13 protein-coding genes are annotated in these 16,502 nt (G+C 70.1%); 11 read left to right on the top strand and 2 right to left on the bottom strand.

Going from position 1 to position 16,502, the window contains the following annotated elements:
- The first annotated feature begins 164 nt into the window (after positions 1–164).
- The 6 genes from dnaK to AB0M67_RS33575 are packed head-to-tail and all read left to right on the top strand — an operon-like array spanning position 165 to position 6,818.
- Entirely contained in the window at positions 165–2,057 is a 1,893-nt protein-coding gene (gene dnaK / locus AB0M67_RS33600) for a molecular chaperone DnaK (protein ID WP_365751355.1), read from the top strand.
- 9 nt (positions 2,058–2,066) lie between these two features.
- The gene (locus AB0M67_RS33595) at positions 2,067–2,591 is read left to right on the top strand and encodes a nucleotide exchange factor GrpE (protein ID WP_365751354.1); all 525 of its coding nucleotides are present in this window, start codon (positions 2,067–2,069) and stop codon (positions 2,589–2,591) included.
- 6 nt (positions 2,592–2,597) lie between these two features.
- Positions 2,598–3,533 (top strand): J domain-containing protein, encoded by a 936-nt coding sequence (locus AB0M67_RS33590; RefSeq protein WP_365751353.1) that lies wholly within the window; start codon positions 2,598–2,600, stop codon positions 3,531–3,533.
- Entirely contained in the window at positions 3,530–3,886 is a 357-nt protein-coding gene (locus AB0M67_RS33585) for a chaperone modulator CbpM (protein WP_365751352.1), read from the top strand. Before AB0M67_RS33590 ends, AB0M67_RS33585 begins: the two co-directional genes overlap by 4 nt.
- Positions 3,877–6,513 carry an ATP-dependent chaperone ClpB gene (gene clpB / locus AB0M67_RS33580; protein ID WP_365751351.1) on the top strand — a complete coding sequence of 879 codons (2,637 nt, stop codon included), beginning with the start codon at positions 3,877–3,879 and terminating at the stop codon, positions 6,511–6,513. Before AB0M67_RS33585 ends, clpB begins: the two co-directional genes overlap by 10 nt.
- Positions 6,514–6,554: 41 nt before the next feature.
- A complete protein-coding gene (locus tag AB0M67_RS33575; RefSeq protein WP_365751350.1) occupies positions 6,555–6,818 on the top strand; it encodes a UBP-type zinc finger domain-containing protein in 264 nt (87 codons plus the stop codon).
- Positions 6,819–6,852: 34 nt separating this feature from the next.
- On the opposite strand, the gene AB0M67_RS33570 is transcribed toward AB0M67_RS33575, so the two are convergent.
- Together AB0M67_RS33570 and AB0M67_RS33565 are read right to left on the bottom strand one after the other, a co-directional pair.
- Positions 6,853–9,339, bottom strand: coding sequence for a SpoIIE family protein phosphatase (locus tag AB0M67_RS33570; RefSeq protein WP_365751349.1), 2,487 nt, complete (start codon positions 9,337–9,339; stop codon positions 6,853–6,855).
- 180 nt (positions 9,340–9,519) lie between these two features.
- Positions 9,520–10,278 carry a DeoR/GlpR family DNA-binding transcription regulator gene (locus tag AB0M67_RS33565; RefSeq protein ID WP_365751348.1) on the bottom strand — a complete coding sequence of 253 codons (759 nt, stop codon included), beginning with the start codon at positions 10,276–10,278 and terminating at the stop codon, positions 9,520–9,522.
- A 561-nt stretch (positions 10,279–10,839) separates the two neighbouring features.
- Between AB0M67_RS33565 and AB0M67_RS33560 the strand changes: the two genes are divergently transcribed.
- From AB0M67_RS33560 to AB0M67_RS33540, 5 genes are read left to right on the top strand one after another with little or no spacing between them, the layout of a single operon-like run.
- A complete protein-coding gene (locus AB0M67_RS33560; protein ID WP_365751347.1) occupies positions 10,840–12,180 on the top strand; it encodes an ABC transporter substrate-binding protein in 1,341 nt (446 codons plus the stop codon).
- 10 nt (positions 12,181–12,190) lie between these two features.
- The gene (locus AB0M67_RS33555; protein WP_365751346.1) at positions 12,191–13,243 is read left to right on the top strand and encodes a sugar ABC transporter permease; all 1,053 of its coding nucleotides are present in this window, start codon (positions 12,191–12,193) and stop codon (positions 13,241–13,243) included.
- Positions 13,240–14,112, top strand: coding sequence for a carbohydrate ABC transporter permease (locus AB0M67_RS33550; protein ID WP_365751345.1), 873 nt, complete (start codon positions 13,240–13,242; stop codon positions 14,110–14,112). Before AB0M67_RS33555 ends, AB0M67_RS33550 begins: the two co-directional genes overlap by 4 nt.
- A gap of 42 nt (positions 14,113–14,154) precedes the next feature.
- A complete protein-coding gene (locus tag AB0M67_RS33545) occupies positions 14,155–15,147 on the top strand; it encodes a carbohydrate kinase family protein (RefSeq protein ID WP_365751344.1) in 993 nt (330 codons plus the stop codon).
- The gene (locus tag AB0M67_RS33540; protein ID WP_365751343.1) at positions 15,147–16,475 is read left to right on the top strand and encodes an alpha-glucosidase/alpha-galactosidase; all 1,329 of its coding nucleotides are present in this window, start codon (positions 15,147–15,149) and stop codon (positions 16,473–16,475) included. Before AB0M67_RS33545 ends, AB0M67_RS33540 begins: the two co-directional genes overlap by 1 nt.
- The last annotated feature ends 27 nt before the right edge of the window (positions 16,476–16,502 follow it).

Raw genomic sequence — 16,502 nt, 5'->3', positions numbered from 1 at the left:
GCCAGGGCGGCCTGTGCCGGCAGGTCCAGTCACCGCCGGGATTTCGACCTCTCAGGAGCAGGAATCGGCCCGGCGCCGCCGCCACCCTGGAGAAGACGTGACCCTGCCCCGAGGGCAGCGGACGGAGCCAGCGAACGAAGGCAGTGGACGCAAGGGAGCACCTCATGGCCAAGGCAGTCGGCATCGACCTGGGCACCACCAATTCGGTGATCGCCGTGTGGGAGGGCGGTGAAGCGACGGTCCTCCCCAACGCCGAGGGCTCCCGCACCACCCCCTCCGTCGTGGGCTTCACCGACTCCGGGGAACGGCTCGTGGGCCAGCTGGCCCGGCGGCAGGCGATTCTCAATCCCAAGGGCACCATCTACTCCGCCAAGCGGTTCATCGGCCGGCACTTCGACGAGGTCGCGGACGAGATCAAGGCGGTGACCTACGACGTCGTACCGGGCGAGAACGGCGTCGCGCGGTTCGACATCCGCGGCAAGCAGTACGCGCCGGAGGAGATCAGCGCGCTGGTCCTGCGCAAGCTCGCCGAGGACGCCTCGAAGTCGCTGGGCGAGCGGGTGACCGAGGCGGTCATCACCGTACCGGCGTACTTCAACGACGCCCAGCGCACCGCGACCAAGGACGCCGGGCGGATCGCCGGCCTCGAAGTGCTGCGCATCATCAACGAGCCGACCGCGGCGGCCCTGGCCTACGGCATGGACAAGAAGGAGCACGAGACCGTGCTCGTCTTCGACCTCGGCGGCGGCACGTTCGACGTGAGCATCCTGGACGTCGGGGACGGCGTGGTGGAGGTACGGTCCACCGCGGGCGACACCCACCTCGGCGGCGACGACTTCGACCGCAGGCTGGTGGACTATCTCGCGGACACGTTCCAGCGGGAGAACGGGATCGACCTGCGCGATGACACCCAGGCGCTGCAACGGCTGTTCGAGGCGGCGGAGAAGGCCAAGACGGAGCTGAGTTCGGTGACCCAGACTCAGGTCAGCCTGCCGTTCATCACCGCCGACGCCACCGGCCCCAAGCATCTGACGGAATCCATCATGCGCTCCACCTTCGAACAGATCACCGCCGATCTGGTGGACCGCTGTCTGGGCCCCGTCCAGCAGGCGCTGTCCGACGCGAAGGTGACCGACAGCGACATCGACGAGGTCATCCTGGTCGGCGGCTCCACCCGGATCCCCGCCGTGCAGGCGCTGGTCCGGCGGCTGACCGGCGGCAAGGACCCGAATATGAGCGTCAACCCGGACGAGGTGGTGGCGCTGGGCGCCGCCGTGCAGGCCGGGGTGCTCAAGGGCGAGGTCAAGGACGTACTGCTGCTGGACGTCACCCCGCTCTCGCTGGGCGTGGAGACCCGCGGCGGTGTGATGACGAAGATCGTCGAGCGGAACACCACGATCCCGGTGCGCCGTACCGAGACCTTCTCCACGGCCGAGGACAACCAGCCCGCCGTCGATGTGGTCGTCCTCCAGGGCGAGCGCGAGCGCGCGGCCGACAACCGGGTACTCGGCCGCTTCCAGCTCACCGACATCCGTCCCGCGCCACGCGGGGAGCCGCAGGTCGAGGTGGTCTTCGACATCGACGCCAACGGCATCCTCCATGTCACCGCACGCGACAAGGACACCGGCAAGGAGCAGGGCATCACCCTCAGCGAGGGCTCCAACCTGGAACGGTCCGAGGTGGACCGCATGATCTCCGAGGCGGAGCGCAACCGCGGCGAGGATCAGGCACTGCGACAGGCCGTGGACGCCCGCAACGAGCTGGACGCCATCGCCTACCAGGTGGAACGCAGGCTGGGCGAGCTGGGCGAGAACGCGCCCGAGCACGAGCGTGCCCGGGCCCAGCTGCTGGTCTCCGACGCCCGCCAGGCGGTGAAGGGCGAGGAAACGCTGGACCGGGTCAGATCGCTGACCTCCGAACTCCAGCAGGTCTACCAGGCGCTGGCCGCCCGGCCGACCGGTCCCGCCGGCGGCTCGTCGGAGCCCGGTGGTCCGCCCCCGGCGAGCGGCACCGGAGGCGACGACGACGTCGTGGACGCCGACTTCGACCGGAGCTGAGGTCACGCCATGGCCACCGAGCCGGAACCGGCACCGCCGCCGGACGAAACGGACAACGCGCCCGCGCGGGAGGGTCCGAGCGCCGATCAGCCGGATGACGTCCAGAAGGACTTGGCCGAGGCACAGGACGCCTGGCGGCGCGCGCTCGCCGATCTCGACAATCTGCGCAAGCGGCACGCCCGGGAGCTGGAGGGGGTACGGGAGGCCGAGCGCGCCCGTACCGCCGCCGAGTGGCTCCCCGTGCTCGACCATCTCGAACTGGCCCTCGCCCACGCCCACGCCGATCCCTCCTCGGTGATCCAGGGCGTCGAGGCCGTACGGGACCAGGCCGTGGAGGTGCTGGCGCGGCTCGGCTACCCGCGCCAGGAGGAGAACGGGGTGCCGTTCGACCCGAGCAGACACGAGGTGGTCCGGGTGGTCGACGATCCGGACACCGAGCCGGGGACCGTCGTGGAGGTTCTGCGTCCCGGATACGGGGATGACGGCCGCCAGCTGCGTCCGATGGCCGTGGCGGTCAGTCAGCGACGGGAGTGACGGCGCATGGCACAGGACTACTACGAGGTCCTCGGCGTCCCCCGCTCGGCGAGCCAGGAGGAGATCCAGCAGGCCTATCGGAAGCTGGCCCGTCGCCACCACCCGGACGTGAACAAGGACCCGAAGGCGGAGGAACGCTTCAAGGACGTCAACGAGGCGTACAACGTCCTGGCCGACCCGGACACCCGGGCGCGCTACGACCGGTTCGGCCCGGACTTCCGGCAGATCCCCGAGGACTACGACGAGCGGGTGGCGGCGGGTGCCGGGCGCGGCGGCGGGGGCTGGGCCTCCACCGGCGGCGGGGTGCGCTTCGCGCGGGGCGCGGGTGGCGCCTACCAGGACGTGGACTTCGAGGATCTCTTCGGCGGCCTGTTCGGCGGGCGCGGCGGGCCCCGCCGGACCGTTCCGGGCGCCGATCAGGAGGCCGAGGTGGAGCTGTCCGTGGAGGAGGCGTACCGCGGCGGCCGGCGCGGGGTCAGCCTCGCCGGGCCGGACGGCCGGCGGGACTACCAGGTCACCATTCCCCGGGGCGTGCGGGACGGGCAGCGGATCCGGCTGGCCGGCGAGGGCGGCCGGGGCAGCCCCGACGCACCCGCGGGCGATCTCTATCTGCGGGTCCGTATCGCACCTCATGAGCGCTACCGGCTGGACGGCCGCGACATCCATGTCCCGCTGCCCGTGACGCCCTGGGAGGCGGCGCTCGGCGCGACCGTGCCGCTGGCCACCCCGGGCGGCACCGCCAAGGTCACCGTCCCGCCCGGCTCCTCCAGCGGGCGCCGGCTGCGGCTGCGCGGCGAGGGCATGCCCCACCCGCGCGGCACCGACGGCGACCTCTACGCCGAGATCCGGGTGATGGTCCCGGCGCGCCCCACCGACCGCGAACGCGAGCTGTTCGAGGAACTGTCGGCCGCGTCCGACTTCGACCCGAGGAGGCCGGGATGACGTCCGATCAACGGCAGCGGAGGCCGGACGCGCCAACCGTCCGGGTCTACGAGCTGGCGCCCGTGCCAAGGCTCAGTCTGGAGAGCGTGGCCCGTCGCTCGGGCCTGCATCCGGACATGGTCCGGCGCATGGTGACGCTGGGGCTGGTGGACGCCACCCGTGACCCCGCGGGCCGGCTCTGGTTCGACCTGTCCGCCCCGCGCACGCTGGCCCGTATCCAGCGGCTGCGGGCCGGACTCCCCCTCAACTACGCCTCCATCGGGCTCGTACTCGACCTGCTGGACCGGATCAGTCTGCTGGAGACGGCGCTGCGCCGCACCGGCGCGAGGAGTGACGACCTGCCATGGACATGAACCGCCTCACCCAGAAGTCCCAGGAAGCCCTGCAAGACGCCCAGAGCGCGGCCGTACGCCTCGGACAGACCGAAGTCGACGGTGAACATCTGCTGCTCGCGCTGCTCGACCAGCGGGACGGGCTCGTCCCCCGGCTGCTCGACCAGTCCGGTGTCGATCCGTCCGCGCTGCGCACGGCCGTGGAGAGCGAGCTGTCGCGCAGGCCCGGGTCGACCGGCCCGGGAGCCGCGCCCGGCCAGGTGTTCGTCACCCAGCGGCTGTCGCGGCTGCTGGAGACCGCCGAGCAGGAGGCCAAGCGGCTCAAGGACGAGTATGTCTCCGTCGAGCATCTGATGATGGCGCTGGCCGACGAGGGCTCCGCCACCGCCGCGGGGCGTCAGCTCAAGGACCACGGGCTCACGAAGGAGGCGTTCCTCTCGGCGCTCACCCGGGTCCGGGGGAATCAGCGGGTCACCTCCGCGACCCCGGAGGCAGCGTACGAGGCCCTGGAGAAGTACGGCCGCGATCTGGTCGCCGAGGCCCGTACCGGCAGTCTGGACCCGGTGATCGGCCGGGACGCGGAGATACGGCGGGTCACCCAGATCCTCAGCCGCAAGACCAAGAACAACCCGGTGCTGATCGGCGACCCGGGGGTCGGGAAGACCGCGATCGTCGAAGGGCTCGCCCAGCGGATCGTCCGGGGCGACGTACCCGAGGGGCTGCGGGACCGTACCGTCTTCGCGCTCGACATGGCCGCGCTGGTGGCGGGGGCCAAGTACCGCGGTGAGTTCGAGGAGCGGCTCAAGGCGGTGCTCGGCGAGGTCAAGGCGGCCGGCGGACGGATCCTGCTCTTCCTCGACGAACTCCACACGGTGGTCGGCGCGGGCGGCGCCGAAGGGGCGATGGACGCGGGGAACATGCTCAAGCCGATGCTCGCCCGTGGTGAGCTGCACATGATCGGCGCGACCACCCTGGACGAGTACCGCAAGCACATCGAGTCCGACGCCGCGCTGGAGCGCCGCTTCCAGCAGGTCCTGGTGGACGAGCCGAGTGTGGAGGACACCGTCTCCATCCTGCGCGGACTGCGCGAGCGCCTGGAGGTCTTCCACGGCGTACGGATCCAGGACACGGCGCTGGTCGCCGCGGCGACGCTCAGCCACCGCTATATCTCGGACCGGTTCCTGCCCGACAAGGCGATCGATCTGGTGGACGAGGCCTGCGCCCGGATGCGTACCGAGATCGACTCGATGCCCGCCGAACTGGACGAGCTGACGCGGCGGGTGACCCGGCTGGAGATCGAGGAGGCGGCCCTCGCCAAGGAGACCGACCCGGCCAGCGTGACCAGACTGGAGGAGCTGCGCGGGGAGCTGGCCGATGTGCGGGCCGACGCCGACGCCCGACACGCCCAGTGGGAGTCCGAGCGCCAGGCCATCCGCAAGGTCCAGGAGCTGCGCCAGGAACTGGAACGGGTCCGTCAGGAGGCCGACGAGGCCGAACGTGCCTACGACCTCAACCGCGCCGCGGAACTGCGCTACGGGACGCTCACCGATCTGGAGCGCCGCCTCGCCGCCGAGGAGGAGCAGCTGCGCGCCAAACAGGGCGAGACCCGGCTGCTGCGCGAGGTGGTCACCGAGGACGAGATCGCCGAGATCGTCGCCGCGTGGACCGGTATCCCGGTGAGCCGTCTCCAGGAGGCCGAGCGCGAGAAGCTGCTGAGGCTGGACGAGATCCTTCAGGAGCGGGTGATCGGGCAGGACGAGGCCGTACAGCTGGTGGCCGACGCGATCATCCGGGCCCGGTCCGGGATCCGTGACCCGCGCCGTCCGATCGGGTCGTTCATCTTCCTCGGCCCGACCGGTGTGGGCAAGACGGAGCTGGCGAAGACCCTCGCGGCGGCGCTCTTCGACTCCGAGGAGAGCATGGTCCGCCTCGATATGAGCGAGTACCAGGAGCGGCACACCGTCAGCCGGCTCGTCGGGGCCCCGCCCGGATACGTCGGGTACGAGGAGGGCGGCCAGCTCACCGAGGCCGTCCGGCGCAAGCCGTACTCGGTGGTCCTGTTCGACGAGATCGAGAAGGCCCACGCCGATGTCTTCAACACCCTGCTCCAGGTCCTCGACGACGGCCGGATCACCGACGCCCAGGGGCGGACCGTCGACTTCCGCAACACCGTCGTCATCATGACCTCCAACATCGGCTCCCCGTATCTGCTGGACGCGAGCGCGGACGGCGAGATCAAGCCCGACGCCCGCGCGCAGGTGATGAGCGAACTCCGCGCGCACTTCCGGCCGGAGTTCCTCAACCGCGTGGACGACATCGTGCTCTTCAAGCCGCTGGGCCTGACCCAGATCGAGCGAATCGTCGATCTCCAGTTCGACGAACTGCGCCGGCGGCTCGCGGAGCGCAGGATCACCGTGGAACTCACCGAGCCGGCCCGTGAGCTCATCGCCCACCAGGGCTTCGACCCGGTGTACGGGGCCCGGCCGCTGCGTCGCTATATCTCGCACGAGGTCGAGACGCTGGTCGGACGCGCGCTGCTGCGCGGTGAGGCGGAGGACGGATCGCACATCAAGGTGGACGCCCAGAACGGCGAGCTGGTCGTGACGTATCAGGACCCGCCCGGGCCCGAGGCGCGGAAGGCGGCGTGAGGACAATGGACCGACAGGTCGTCACCTCTCCGGTGAGGGCCGTGACCACGGACTCCGACTGGCATCTCTCCATGGTGCGCCCCGTCACCCCCCGTACCCCCGACGGCTGCGAGGAGTGCCTGCGGCTCGGCGCGCCCTGGGAGCGGCTGCGGCTCTGTCTGACCTGCGGCCATGTCGGATGCTGCGACTCGTCCCCGCTACGGCACGCCCGCGCCCACGCCGCCTCCCTCGGTCATCCGCTCGTGGCATCACTGGAGCCCGGGGAGGACTGGCGCTGGTGCTACATGCACGACGCGTTCGTCTGACACCGCGCCGCCCGGGACCGCCGCCTCCGCGGGGTCACAGCAGTTCCTGTTCCGCCCAGATGATCTTGCCTTCGGAGGTGTGCCGGGTGCCCCAGCGGTGGGCGAGCTGGGCGACGAGGAAGAGCCCTCGGCCGCCTTCGTCGGTGGTGCGGGCGTGCCGCAGCCGGGGAGAGGTGCTGCTGGCGTCGGCGACCTCGACGATCAGGCGGGACTGGCGCATCAGCCGGACCCGGATCGGTCCCGTGCCGTACCGGACCGCGTTGGTGACCAGCTCGCTGACGATGAGTTCGGTCGTCATGACCAGCTCGTCCAGGCCCCACTCCTCCAGCTGCCGGGTCGCCAGATTTCGGATTCCGGCGACGGCGGCGGGTTCGGAGGCCACGTTCCAGGAGACGACATGCTCGACGCTCAGGGCACGGGTACGCGCGAGCAGCAGCGCCACGTCGTCGGGCTGCGCCACGGAGGTCAGCCGCTCCACGGCGGCGGCGCACAGCGCCGTGAGGGAGAGGCCCGGCTGGGCCAGGGCGTGCGCGAGCCGGGACATCCCGAGGTCGACGTCCCGGTCGGCGGCCTCGATGAGACCGTTGGTGTACAGGCCGAGCAGGCTGTTCTCGGCCAGCTCCACCTCGGCGGACTCGAAGGGCAGCCCGCCCAGTCCCAGCGGCGGTCCCGCGGGCAGCTCCAGGAAGCTGACGTGCCCGTCCGGAGTGACGACGACGGGCGGCGGATGCCCGGCCCGTGCCAGCGTGCAACGCCGGGTGACCGGGTCGTAGACGGCGTAGAGACAGGTGGCACCGACCACGGTCGTACGGAACGGGTCGGGCACATCGTTGGCCGGCTCCTCCTCGCTGAGGCGGAGCACCAGATCGTCGAGATGGGCCAGCAACTCGTCCGGAGGCACGTCCATGTCGGCGAGCGTCTGGACGGCGGTGCGCAGCCGCCCCATCGTGGCGGCGGCGCTGATGCCGTGCCCGACCACATCACCGACGACCAGGCCCACCCGGGCGCCGGACAGCGGAATCACATCGAACCAGTCCCCGCCCACACCGTCCCCCGCGCCCGCCGGCAGATAGACGGAGGCCACGTCCACGGCGGCCCCGCCGGCCAGGGTGTGCGGCAGCAGGCTGCGCTGAAGCGTCACGGTCGCGTTGTGTTCACGGGTGTAGCGGCGCGCGTTGTCCACACACACCGCCGCCCGCGCGACGACTTCCCGGGCCAGCAGGACATCGTCCGGCTTGAAGGACACCGGGTTCAGTGAGCGGAAGAACGTGGTGACACCCAGCACGGTGTCCCGCGCCCGCATCGGCACGGAGATGAGCGAGTGGAGTCCGTACTGGCGGATGGCCGTGGCCCTGGCGGGCTGCCGGGACACCCACTGGGGGTTGGTGGGGTCGAGGACCTCTATGAGGATCGGCTCACCGTTGACCAGGAGGTCAGGGCCGTGCGGCGGGGGAATGGAGTCGACCCGGTCACCGATCCGGGCAACGGCCTCCGGGCATCCTTCCCGTACGGAGGTCATGCCCGCCCGGCGCAGCGTCGACTCCGTGACCGCCGGTCCTGCGTCGGTCAGCCAGGTCCCCTGCCCCTCGTTGCTGAGGATCGGTTCCAGCAGGTCGACGGTGACGAAGTCGGCGAAGCGGGGTACGGCGAAATCGGCGAGTTCCTGGGCCGTCTTTGTCACGTCCAGGGTGCTGCCCACCATGGCTCCCGCGTCATTGACCATGGCAAGCAGCTCGCGGGCGTTCCACCGGTCGGTCACATCGAGAACGATGTAGCAGACACCTGTGACGTCTCCATCGGCGTCGACCAGCGGAAAGAACGAGGTGGAGTAGGCGTGCTGCCGATGGGGATCCGCCCAGCTCCAGCCCAGGTACTCGTAGTCGGTGACCGGCACGCCGTTCTGCGACACCTTGCGCATCAGGTCTTCGATGATGTCGGCCTGGAGGCCCGGGAGCAGCTCGCTCAGACGGCGGCCCAGGCGCTGTTCACGGGGCACACCGCCGAACCGTTCCAGTGTGTCGTTGAGCCAGATGTAGCGCAGGTCCATATCCATGACCGCCATGCCGACGGGCGACCGGGTCACGAACCCGTCCAGCACGGACTGGCCCATCGCCCACTGGGCCCTCTCCTCCCATGCCGAGATCAGAAAGCACTCATCACCACCGATACGGAACGAGGTGGAGACGCGCAGCCTCATGTCGAGACGCCGGCCGTCGCGGTGCCGCACCGCGACGACCCCGCTCCACCCGGCCCCCGCGCGACAGTGTTCCGCGATCGCCATCGCACGCACCCGGTCGCCCGGATCAGCCAGGAGCAGGGCCGCGGACCGGCCCACCACCTCCGCGGGTGGATAGCCGAGGATCTCCTCCGCCCCCGGGGTCCAGGCAACGATCCTGCCCACCGCGTCCACCACCGCGGTCCCGCCATTGGATGCGTCCAAAGGAACCTCCGAACGCGCGGGCGGCTGAGCGCCGGGACTCGGGCTCGACTGCCTGCGCGCCGCTGACATCCGCCTCACCATCCCCTTTGCCCCCCTATAGTCCCACCGCGTCACGCGATGCGCACGGACGGGCGATCTTCGTACCCCCCGTCGGGTCACTCACCCCGAGTGGTTTCTCTCGGTTACCGGGAAACCGCGGGTGAGTGAGGGCCACCCGGGGGGCCGGGACGTGGACAGAGGCCGGACCTCCGTCGGGCCGGGTCAGACCTCCGTCACCGCGACGCCCGCCTCGGCGATGCGGGCCAGGGGGTCGGCCGGGGCTCCCCTGTCGGTGACGAGGTGGTCGATGTCCGTCAGCGGGCAGATCTTCGCGAAGGTGACCTTCCCGATCTTCGAATGATCCGCCACGACGACGGTCCGGCCGCTGTTGGCGGCGAAGGCGCGGTCCGTCGCCGCTTCGAGCTGGTCATGGGTCGTACAGCCGTGGGCCGCGCTGATCCCGTCCACCCCCAGGAATGTCATGTCGGTGTGATGGTCGGCCAGTGTCTTCTCGGCGATGGGGCCGACGAGTTCATAGCTCGCGGTGCGCGCGTAGCCGCCGACGACCACGAGCGTGACATCCCTGTGCGGCACCAGTTCGGCGGCGATGTTGACGGCGTTGGTCACGATGGTGACGGGGCCGCGCGCGGCGAGCACACGCGCGATCTCGGTGACGGTCGTGCCGCCGGTCAGGCCGACGACCGCGCCTTCCGGCACCAGTTCGGCCGCGGCGCGGGCGATGGCCTGCTTCTCGGGCCGGCAGCGCTCCGTACGGTGCTGGACCGGAAGCTCCGCCCCGACACTGCCGACCACCGCTCCACCGTGCGTACGGCGCAGCAGATTCAGTCGGCTCAGATGCTGCAGATCGCGCCGGACCGTGGCTCCCGAGACGTTCAGCAGCCGCGAGAGTTCATTGACGTCGGAGCCGCCTCGCGCGGAGACATGCTCAAGTATCCGCGCATGGCGCTCAGTTTTCAGCATGAGATGAGCATAACCCCGCACAGGAACGCGCAGCTCGGCGAGTAATCAGGGCCGTCGAACACCGAACCCTCTGCCCATATGCGCAAAGTGCGCAGCTTCGATCTGTTGACATGCCGAAACTTGCTCGCTTTACTCCATGCAACGCCAGAGTTGAGCACCCGGCGCCAGAGGTACGCCCAGCCGGTAACGCGGCCCACGCGCCGTAAGTCCGGACTGAGTCGCCAGGACCCCCGCGATCATCGCGGTGTCCGAGGCGGGGACGTACCCCCCATCCTTCTGGAGCTCAAGATGCCCCTCGGGAACCGTGTCCGGTCCGTCGATGTCACCGCCCCCGGCGACCGCGCGTACGTCCGCAAGACCTGCTGAACCCGACCGTCCGGATCAGCCCGTCGAGCGGTTCCGACGCACCGCACACTCACCACACAGTCGCAGCACAACACAGTCACAGCACACCGCCGCACAACACACTGCCGCACAGCACACTGCCGCACAGCACATCACTCACCGTGCGGGGACGCACCTCGCGTGACGTCCCGTACCGCGTTTCCCCTGGGGGCTCAGATGGCCGCAGCACACCGCATTCCCGGTACTCCCGCCGGGCTCTCGCGCCGTACGGTCCTGCGGCGGGGCACAGGGCTGGCGCTCGGCGCCGCCGCCACCACGGCCCTGCCCGGATGCGGTACGAACATGAGCGACGGCGTCGGAGCCGACGGCCGGGTCCTGGTCGAACTCTGGCACGGACAGACGGACACCGGCCGCGAGGCGATCGAGAAACTGGTCACGGAGTTCAACCGCACGCATCCCGGTATCCGTGTCGATCCCGGCGGTGGCGTGCTGGCCGACGCGATGCTGCAGAAGATCACCGCGGCGATCGCGTCCGGGTCCTTCCCCGACATCGCCTATGTCTTCGGCTCCGATCTGGCGAGCGTCGCGCGCAGCCCGTCCGTGGTGGATCTGACCGACACGGTCCGTTCCGGCCCTCTCCCCTGGAGCGACTTCTGGGCTCCCGCCCGTGAGGCCGTCACACTCAACGGACAGGTACGGGCGGCTCCCGCGCTGATCGACTCGCTCGCCGTGGTCTGCAACAAGAAGCTCTTCCGCGAGGCCGGCCTGCCCCTTCCCGAGCCGGGCTGGACCTGGGCGGAGTTCGTGGCGACGGCCGAGAAGCTGACCGATGGAGGGCGTGGCACCTTCGGCACGGGCTGGCCCGGCGTGGGTGACGAGGACACGGTGTGGCGGCTGTGGCCGATGGTGTGGGACCTGGGAGGCGATGTCGTCAGCGCGGACGGGCGGCGGATCGGGTTCGCGGACGTCGGCGTACAGGCCCTGGAGACGGTGGCGGCTCTCGCGAAGGACAAGAGCGTCTACGTCGACCCCAAGCCGGGCAGCGAGCAGATGTACCAGGTCTTCCTCTCCGGCCGGATGGGCATGGTCGTCACCGGACCGTGGCAGCTGCCCGACGTCCAGCAGGCGAAGATCGACTACCACGTGGTACCGCTGCCCAGCTACAGCGGCAAACCGATAACCATCTCGGGACCCGACACCTGGACCGTGTTCGACAACGGTCCGGCGCGCGTACGGGCGGCGCGTACCTTCGTCACCTGGCTGTCGCGGCCCGCCCAGGATGTGCGCTGGGACGTCATGGCCGGCAGCCTGCCACTGAGCCGCGGTACGCAGGCCCTGCCCGCGTGGCAGGCGCAGGAGGCCAGGACCGACGGGCTGCCGGTGTTCACCCGGGCGCTGGATACGGCGCGCGTACGTCCCGTACACCCGGCGTATCCGCAGATCTCGCAGGCGCTCGGCCAGGCCATCGCCGCCGTACTCCTCGGCAGGAGTACCCCCGTCAAGGCCCTGCGCGCGTGCGCGGACGAGGCCAACGCCGCTCTGCTCATCCCGCGTTGAGAGGAATACGATGTCGCGCCTGCCCACTCCGCTCACGCTTCCGGACCACGGCCACAAGCACAACGACCACAACAGCCCGGCAACCGATGCCCACGGCGATGACAACAACCGCGACACGGCGTCGGGCGCCACAGGGAAGAGCGCACGACCGCGCTCGCTCCGGCGCCTGCTGCGCGGGGAGACCGCGACCGCCTGGGCGTTCGTCTCGCCCTCGGTCCTGATCATTCTCGGTCTGAGCGTCATCCCCGTGGCCTGGTCGCTGTTGCTGTCCTTCCAGGCCGACGACCTGGTCACACCCAGCCGCTGGGTCGGTCTCGGCAACTACCACGCGCTGGTGCGGGACCCGCACTTCGGCCAAGCGGTGCGCAACACACTGCTGTACACGGCGCTCTATGTGCCGCTGAGCATCGGCCTGGGGCTGCTGCTCGCCCTCGTACTCAATCAGCGGATCCGGCTGGTGAGTATCTACCGCACACTGATGTTCGTACCGTTCGTCATCTCGGCGACGGCGCAGGGGGTGCTCTTCTCCTTCATCCTCGACCCGGAGTTCGGGGCCGCCAACTCCGTACTGCACAAGCTCGGCATCTCCGCCCAGGGCTTCCTCACCGACCCCGGACAGGCCCTGTTCATCCTGGTGGCGATCTCGCTGTGGAGCGGCACCGGCTTCTGCGTGGTGGTCACTCTCGCCGCTTTGCAGGATGTCTCTCCGTCCCTCATCGAGGCGGCGCGGCTGGACGGCGCCGGGCGATGGCACCTGCTGCGGCATGTGATCCTCCCCGCGCTCACACCGGTCATCGTGTTCCTTCTGCTGTGGCAGACCATCAACGCGCTTCAGGTCTTCGACCTGGTGTATGTGACGACCAAGGGCGGACCGCTCGGCTCCACCACCGTGATCGTCTACTTCATCTGGGAGCAGGCCTTCAAGAACTTCACCGCCGGTTACGGCGCGGCAGCCGCCTACGCGCTGGCACTCGCGCTGCTCCTGGTCGCCGCGGTCCCGCGGGTGGCACGGGCCGTACGGAGCCGACGCGAGAACCACCGCCTCGAAGGAGCCGCACGATGACGGCCACATCCGCTTCCACCTCCGCCCCCTCTCCCGCCTCCTCGCGCGGCCGTCGGTGGCTGCCGTTCAGCCCCTGGCATCTGCTGCTCGCCCCCCTCACGCTGATCTTCGCGATCCCGCTGATCTGGCTGCTGCTCAGCTCCGTGATGAGCAACGCGGAGATCAACCGCTTCCCGCCGGCCCTGTGGCCGTCGGGGATCGATCTGGGCGGCTACCGGTATGTGCTCGGCAACGCGATGTTCCCGCGCTGGTTCGCCAACTCACTGATCGTCTCGGTGGTCGCGGTGGTGTCCAACCTGCTGCTCGGCTCGCTCGGCGGGTACGCGTTCGCCCGTATGCGGTTCGCCGGCTCCCGTGTCCTGCTGGGCCTGATGCTGGCCACGATGGCGATCCCGTTCCAGCTGACGATGATCCCCACGTTCCTGGTCATGAAGCGTCTCGGACTCATCGACACACTGGGCGCGTTGATCGTCCCGTCGCTGGTCACACCGTTCGCCGTGTTCCTCCTGCGTCAGTTCTTCCTCTCCCTGCCCAGGGAGTTGGAGGAAGCGGCCTGGATCGACGGCTGCTCACGGCTACGGGTGCTGTTCCTCATCGTGCTTCCGCTGTCGCGACCGGCCCTGAGCACCGTGGCGGTTCTGACCTTCCTGACCACCTGGAACGACCTGACCTGGCCGCTGATCGCCATCAACCACGACACCCAGTACACGCTCCAGCTCGGCTTGACGACCTTCCAGGGACAGCATCACACCCAGTGGTCCGCCGTCATGGCGGGCAATGTGATCACCGTTCTTCCGGTGCTGCTCGCCTTCCTCTTCGCGCAGAAGTCCTTCATCCAGTCCATCACGTCCAGCGGTCTCAAGGGCTGAGAGTCCCGCCCCCGCGTACACACCACACCTCTGGGAAGCCGTATGCCGCACACCTTCGACCTGCTTGTCATCGGGGACGCCAACCCCGACATCGTTCTGGGACCGCTCGACACGCCGCTCGCCTTCGGACAGCGCGAACAACTCGTCGACACCGGCCTGCTCACGCTCGGCGGCTCCGCCGCGATCATGGCGTGCGGAGCCGCCCGGCTCGGGCTGAAGGTCGCCTTCGCCGGGCGCGTCGGGGACGACGACGCGGGGCGTTTCGTCCGTACGGCGCTGAACGCCCGGGGCGTCGACACCGACGCCCTGCGCGTCGATCCCGGGCTGCCGACACCGCTCACGGTGGTCGTGACGCGCGGGGACGGCGACCGTACGATCCTCACCTCCCCCGGCACCCTGTCCGCCACCGGACCGGACGACGTCCCCGAGGCGCTGCTCACCGGCAGCCGGCATGTGCACGCGGCCTCCTACTTCCTGCTGCCCAAACTCGCCGACGCGCTGCCCGAACTGCTGGCCACGGCACGGGCGCACGGCGTCACCACCTCGCTCGACACCAATGACGACCCCTCCGGCGAGTGGGCACCCGGCCGTATCGACGCCACGCTCGCGGTCACCGACTTCCTGCTGCCCAACGCGCAGGAGGCGCTGGCACTCGCCTCCGCCGCCGGATCCGCGGACGCGGCGGCCGGCTCGCCCGCCACCGCGGGTTCCCTGGAGGAGGCGGCCGGCGCACTCGCGGCGCGCGGGCCGCGAGTGGTGGTCAAGAACGGGGCCGACGGCGCCCTCGTACATGACGGGCGCACCCTGCTGCGCACCCCCGGAATCCCCGCCCGCCCGCTGGACACCGTCGGCGCGGGCGACAGTTTCGACGCCGGCTTCATCGCCGCGCTGCTGCGCGGCCTGTCCACCGTCGAGGCGCTCGCATTCGCCGCCGCCTGCGGCGCTCTGTCCACCCGGGCGCACGGCGGCACCACCGCCCAGCCCACCTGGGACGAGGCCGGAACGGCCCTCACCCGTAACGGAGAGAACCTCTGATGACCATCACCACCCCGAAGATCGCGTTCATCGGCGCGGGAAGCGTCGTATTCACCCAGGGCCTGCTGGCGGACCTCTTCGCGTTCCCGGAGCTCAAGGGCGCCCATATCGCGCTGCACGACATCGACGCCGAACGGCTCGCCACGGCCCACGGCGCCGCCCGCCACATCGCGGACCGGCTGACGGGGACGAGCGGCACCACGCCCCGTATCACCGCCCACACCGAGCGGCGCGCCGCACTCGAAGGCGCCGACTTCGTCATCAACATCGTCCAGGTCGGCATGCGCGAGTCGACCCGTGTCGACTTCGACATTCCCGCACGCCACGGCGTGCGCCAGACCATCGCGGACACCCTCGGCGTGGGCGGGATCTTCCGCGCGCTGCGTACCTTCCCCCTGCTCAAGTCGCTGGGCGAGGACATCGCCGAGGTCTGCCCCGACGCCTGGCTCCTCAACTACACCAACCCCATGGCGATGAACGTCCAGTACCTCACCCGGGCCACCGGGCTGACCCGGGTCGTCGGTCTGTGCCACTCGGTGTACTGGACCATCCGCGATCTCTCCGATCTCCTGGGCGTCCCGCACGAGGAGGTCACCTACCGGGCCGCCGGAGTCAACCACCAGGCGTGGGTGCTGCGCCTTGAGCACCGGGGCAGCGACCTCTACCCGCGCCTGGACGCCCTCGTCGCGGAGAACCCGGAGCTACGGCGCCGGGTACGGGTCGACATGTACCGACGCCTCGGCTACTACCCGACCGAGACCAGCGAGCACTCCTCCGAGTACGTCCCCTGGTATCTGCACCACGACAGCGAGATCGAGCGGCTGCGTCTGCCCGTCGGCGCCTATCTCGGCATCGTCGACGAGAACATCGCCGAGTACGAGCGCACCCGCGACGCGCTGGCCTGCGGAGCCCCACTGGCCGTCGAGGGCACCATGGAGTACGCCCCCCAGATCATCCACAGCATCACCACCGGCACGCCCCGCACGGTCTACGGCAATGTCCCGAACCACGGGCTGATCGACAATCTTCCGTCGGCCGGTACCGTCGAAGTGCCGTGTCTGGTGGACGCCCTGGGCGTGCAGCCCACCCGGGTCGGCTCGCTCCCCGCCCAGTGCGCCGCGCTCAACCGGGGCTATCTGAGCATGAACGAACTGGTCGTCCGGGCCGCTCTGGAGGACGACCCGCGCTCCATCCGACAGGCGGCCATGGCCGACCCGGCCACCGCCGCCGCCCTGCCCGTGGAACGCATCTGGGACCTGTGCGACGACATGGTGCGCGCGCACACGGATCTGCTCCAGCCGTCCCTGCGTACGACGCTCGGCCACTGAGCGCTCCTCGCCACCCTCCCGCTCCCG

Source organism: Streptomyces sp. NPDC051662, assembly GCF_040681655.1.
In the GTDB taxonomy this organism is placed as follows: Bacteria; Actinomycetota; Actinomycetes; order Streptomycetales; family Streptomycetaceae; genus Streptomyces.
The sequence above is the reverse complement of the archived record's forward strand: the minus strand, read 5'-3'. Positions and strand labels throughout refer to the sequence as shown.

What these genes read in the sequence shown, in the direction of transcription:
- AB0M67_RS33560 (WP_365751347.1), top strand. Translation starts at nt 10,840, where the DNA reads ATGGCCGCAGCACACCGCATTCCCGGTACTCCCGCCGGGCTCTCGCGC.
- AB0M67_RS33570 (WP_365751349.1), bottom strand. Translation starts at nt 9,339, where the DNA reads ATGGTGAGGCGGATGTCAGCGGCGCGCAGGCAGTCGAGCCCGAGTCCC.
- AB0M67_RS33595 (WP_365751354.1), top strand. Translation starts at nt 2,067, where the DNA reads ATGGCCACCGAGCCGGAACCGGCACCGCCGCCGGACGAAACGGACAAC.
- clpB (WP_365751351.1), top strand. Translation starts at nt 3,877, where the DNA reads ATGGACATGAACCGCCTCACCCAGAAGTCCCAGGAAGCCCTGCAAGAC.
- dnaK (WP_365751355.1), top strand. Translation starts at nt 165, where the DNA reads ATGGCCAAGGCAGTCGGCATCGACCTGGGCACCACCAATTCGGTGATC.
- AB0M67_RS33590 (WP_365751353.1), top strand. Translation starts at nt 2,598, where the DNA reads ATGGCACAGGACTACTACGAGGTCCTCGGCGTCCCCCGCTCGGCGAGC.
- AB0M67_RS33550 (WP_365751345.1), top strand. Translation starts at nt 13,240, where the DNA reads ATGACGGCCACATCCGCTTCCACCTCCGCCCCCTCTCCCGCCTCCTCG.
- AB0M67_RS33540 (WP_365751343.1), top strand. Translation starts at nt 15,147, where the DNA reads ATGACCATCACCACCCCGAAGATCGCGTTCATCGGCGCGGGAAGCGTC.
- AB0M67_RS33555 (WP_365751346.1), top strand. Translation starts at nt 12,191, where the DNA reads ATGTCGCGCCTGCCCACTCCGCTCACGCTTCCGGACCACGGCCACAAG.
- AB0M67_RS33585 (WP_365751352.1), top strand. Translation starts at nt 3,530, where the DNA reads ATGACGTCCGATCAACGGCAGCGGAGGCCGGACGCGCCAACCGTCCGG.
- AB0M67_RS33545 (WP_365751344.1), top strand. Translation starts at nt 14,155, where the DNA reads ATGCCGCACACCTTCGACCTGCTTGTCATCGGGGACGCCAACCCCGAC.
- AB0M67_RS33565 (WP_365751348.1), bottom strand. Translation starts at nt 10,278, where the DNA reads ATGCTGAAAACTGAGCGCCATGCGCGGATACTTGAGCATGTCTCCGCG.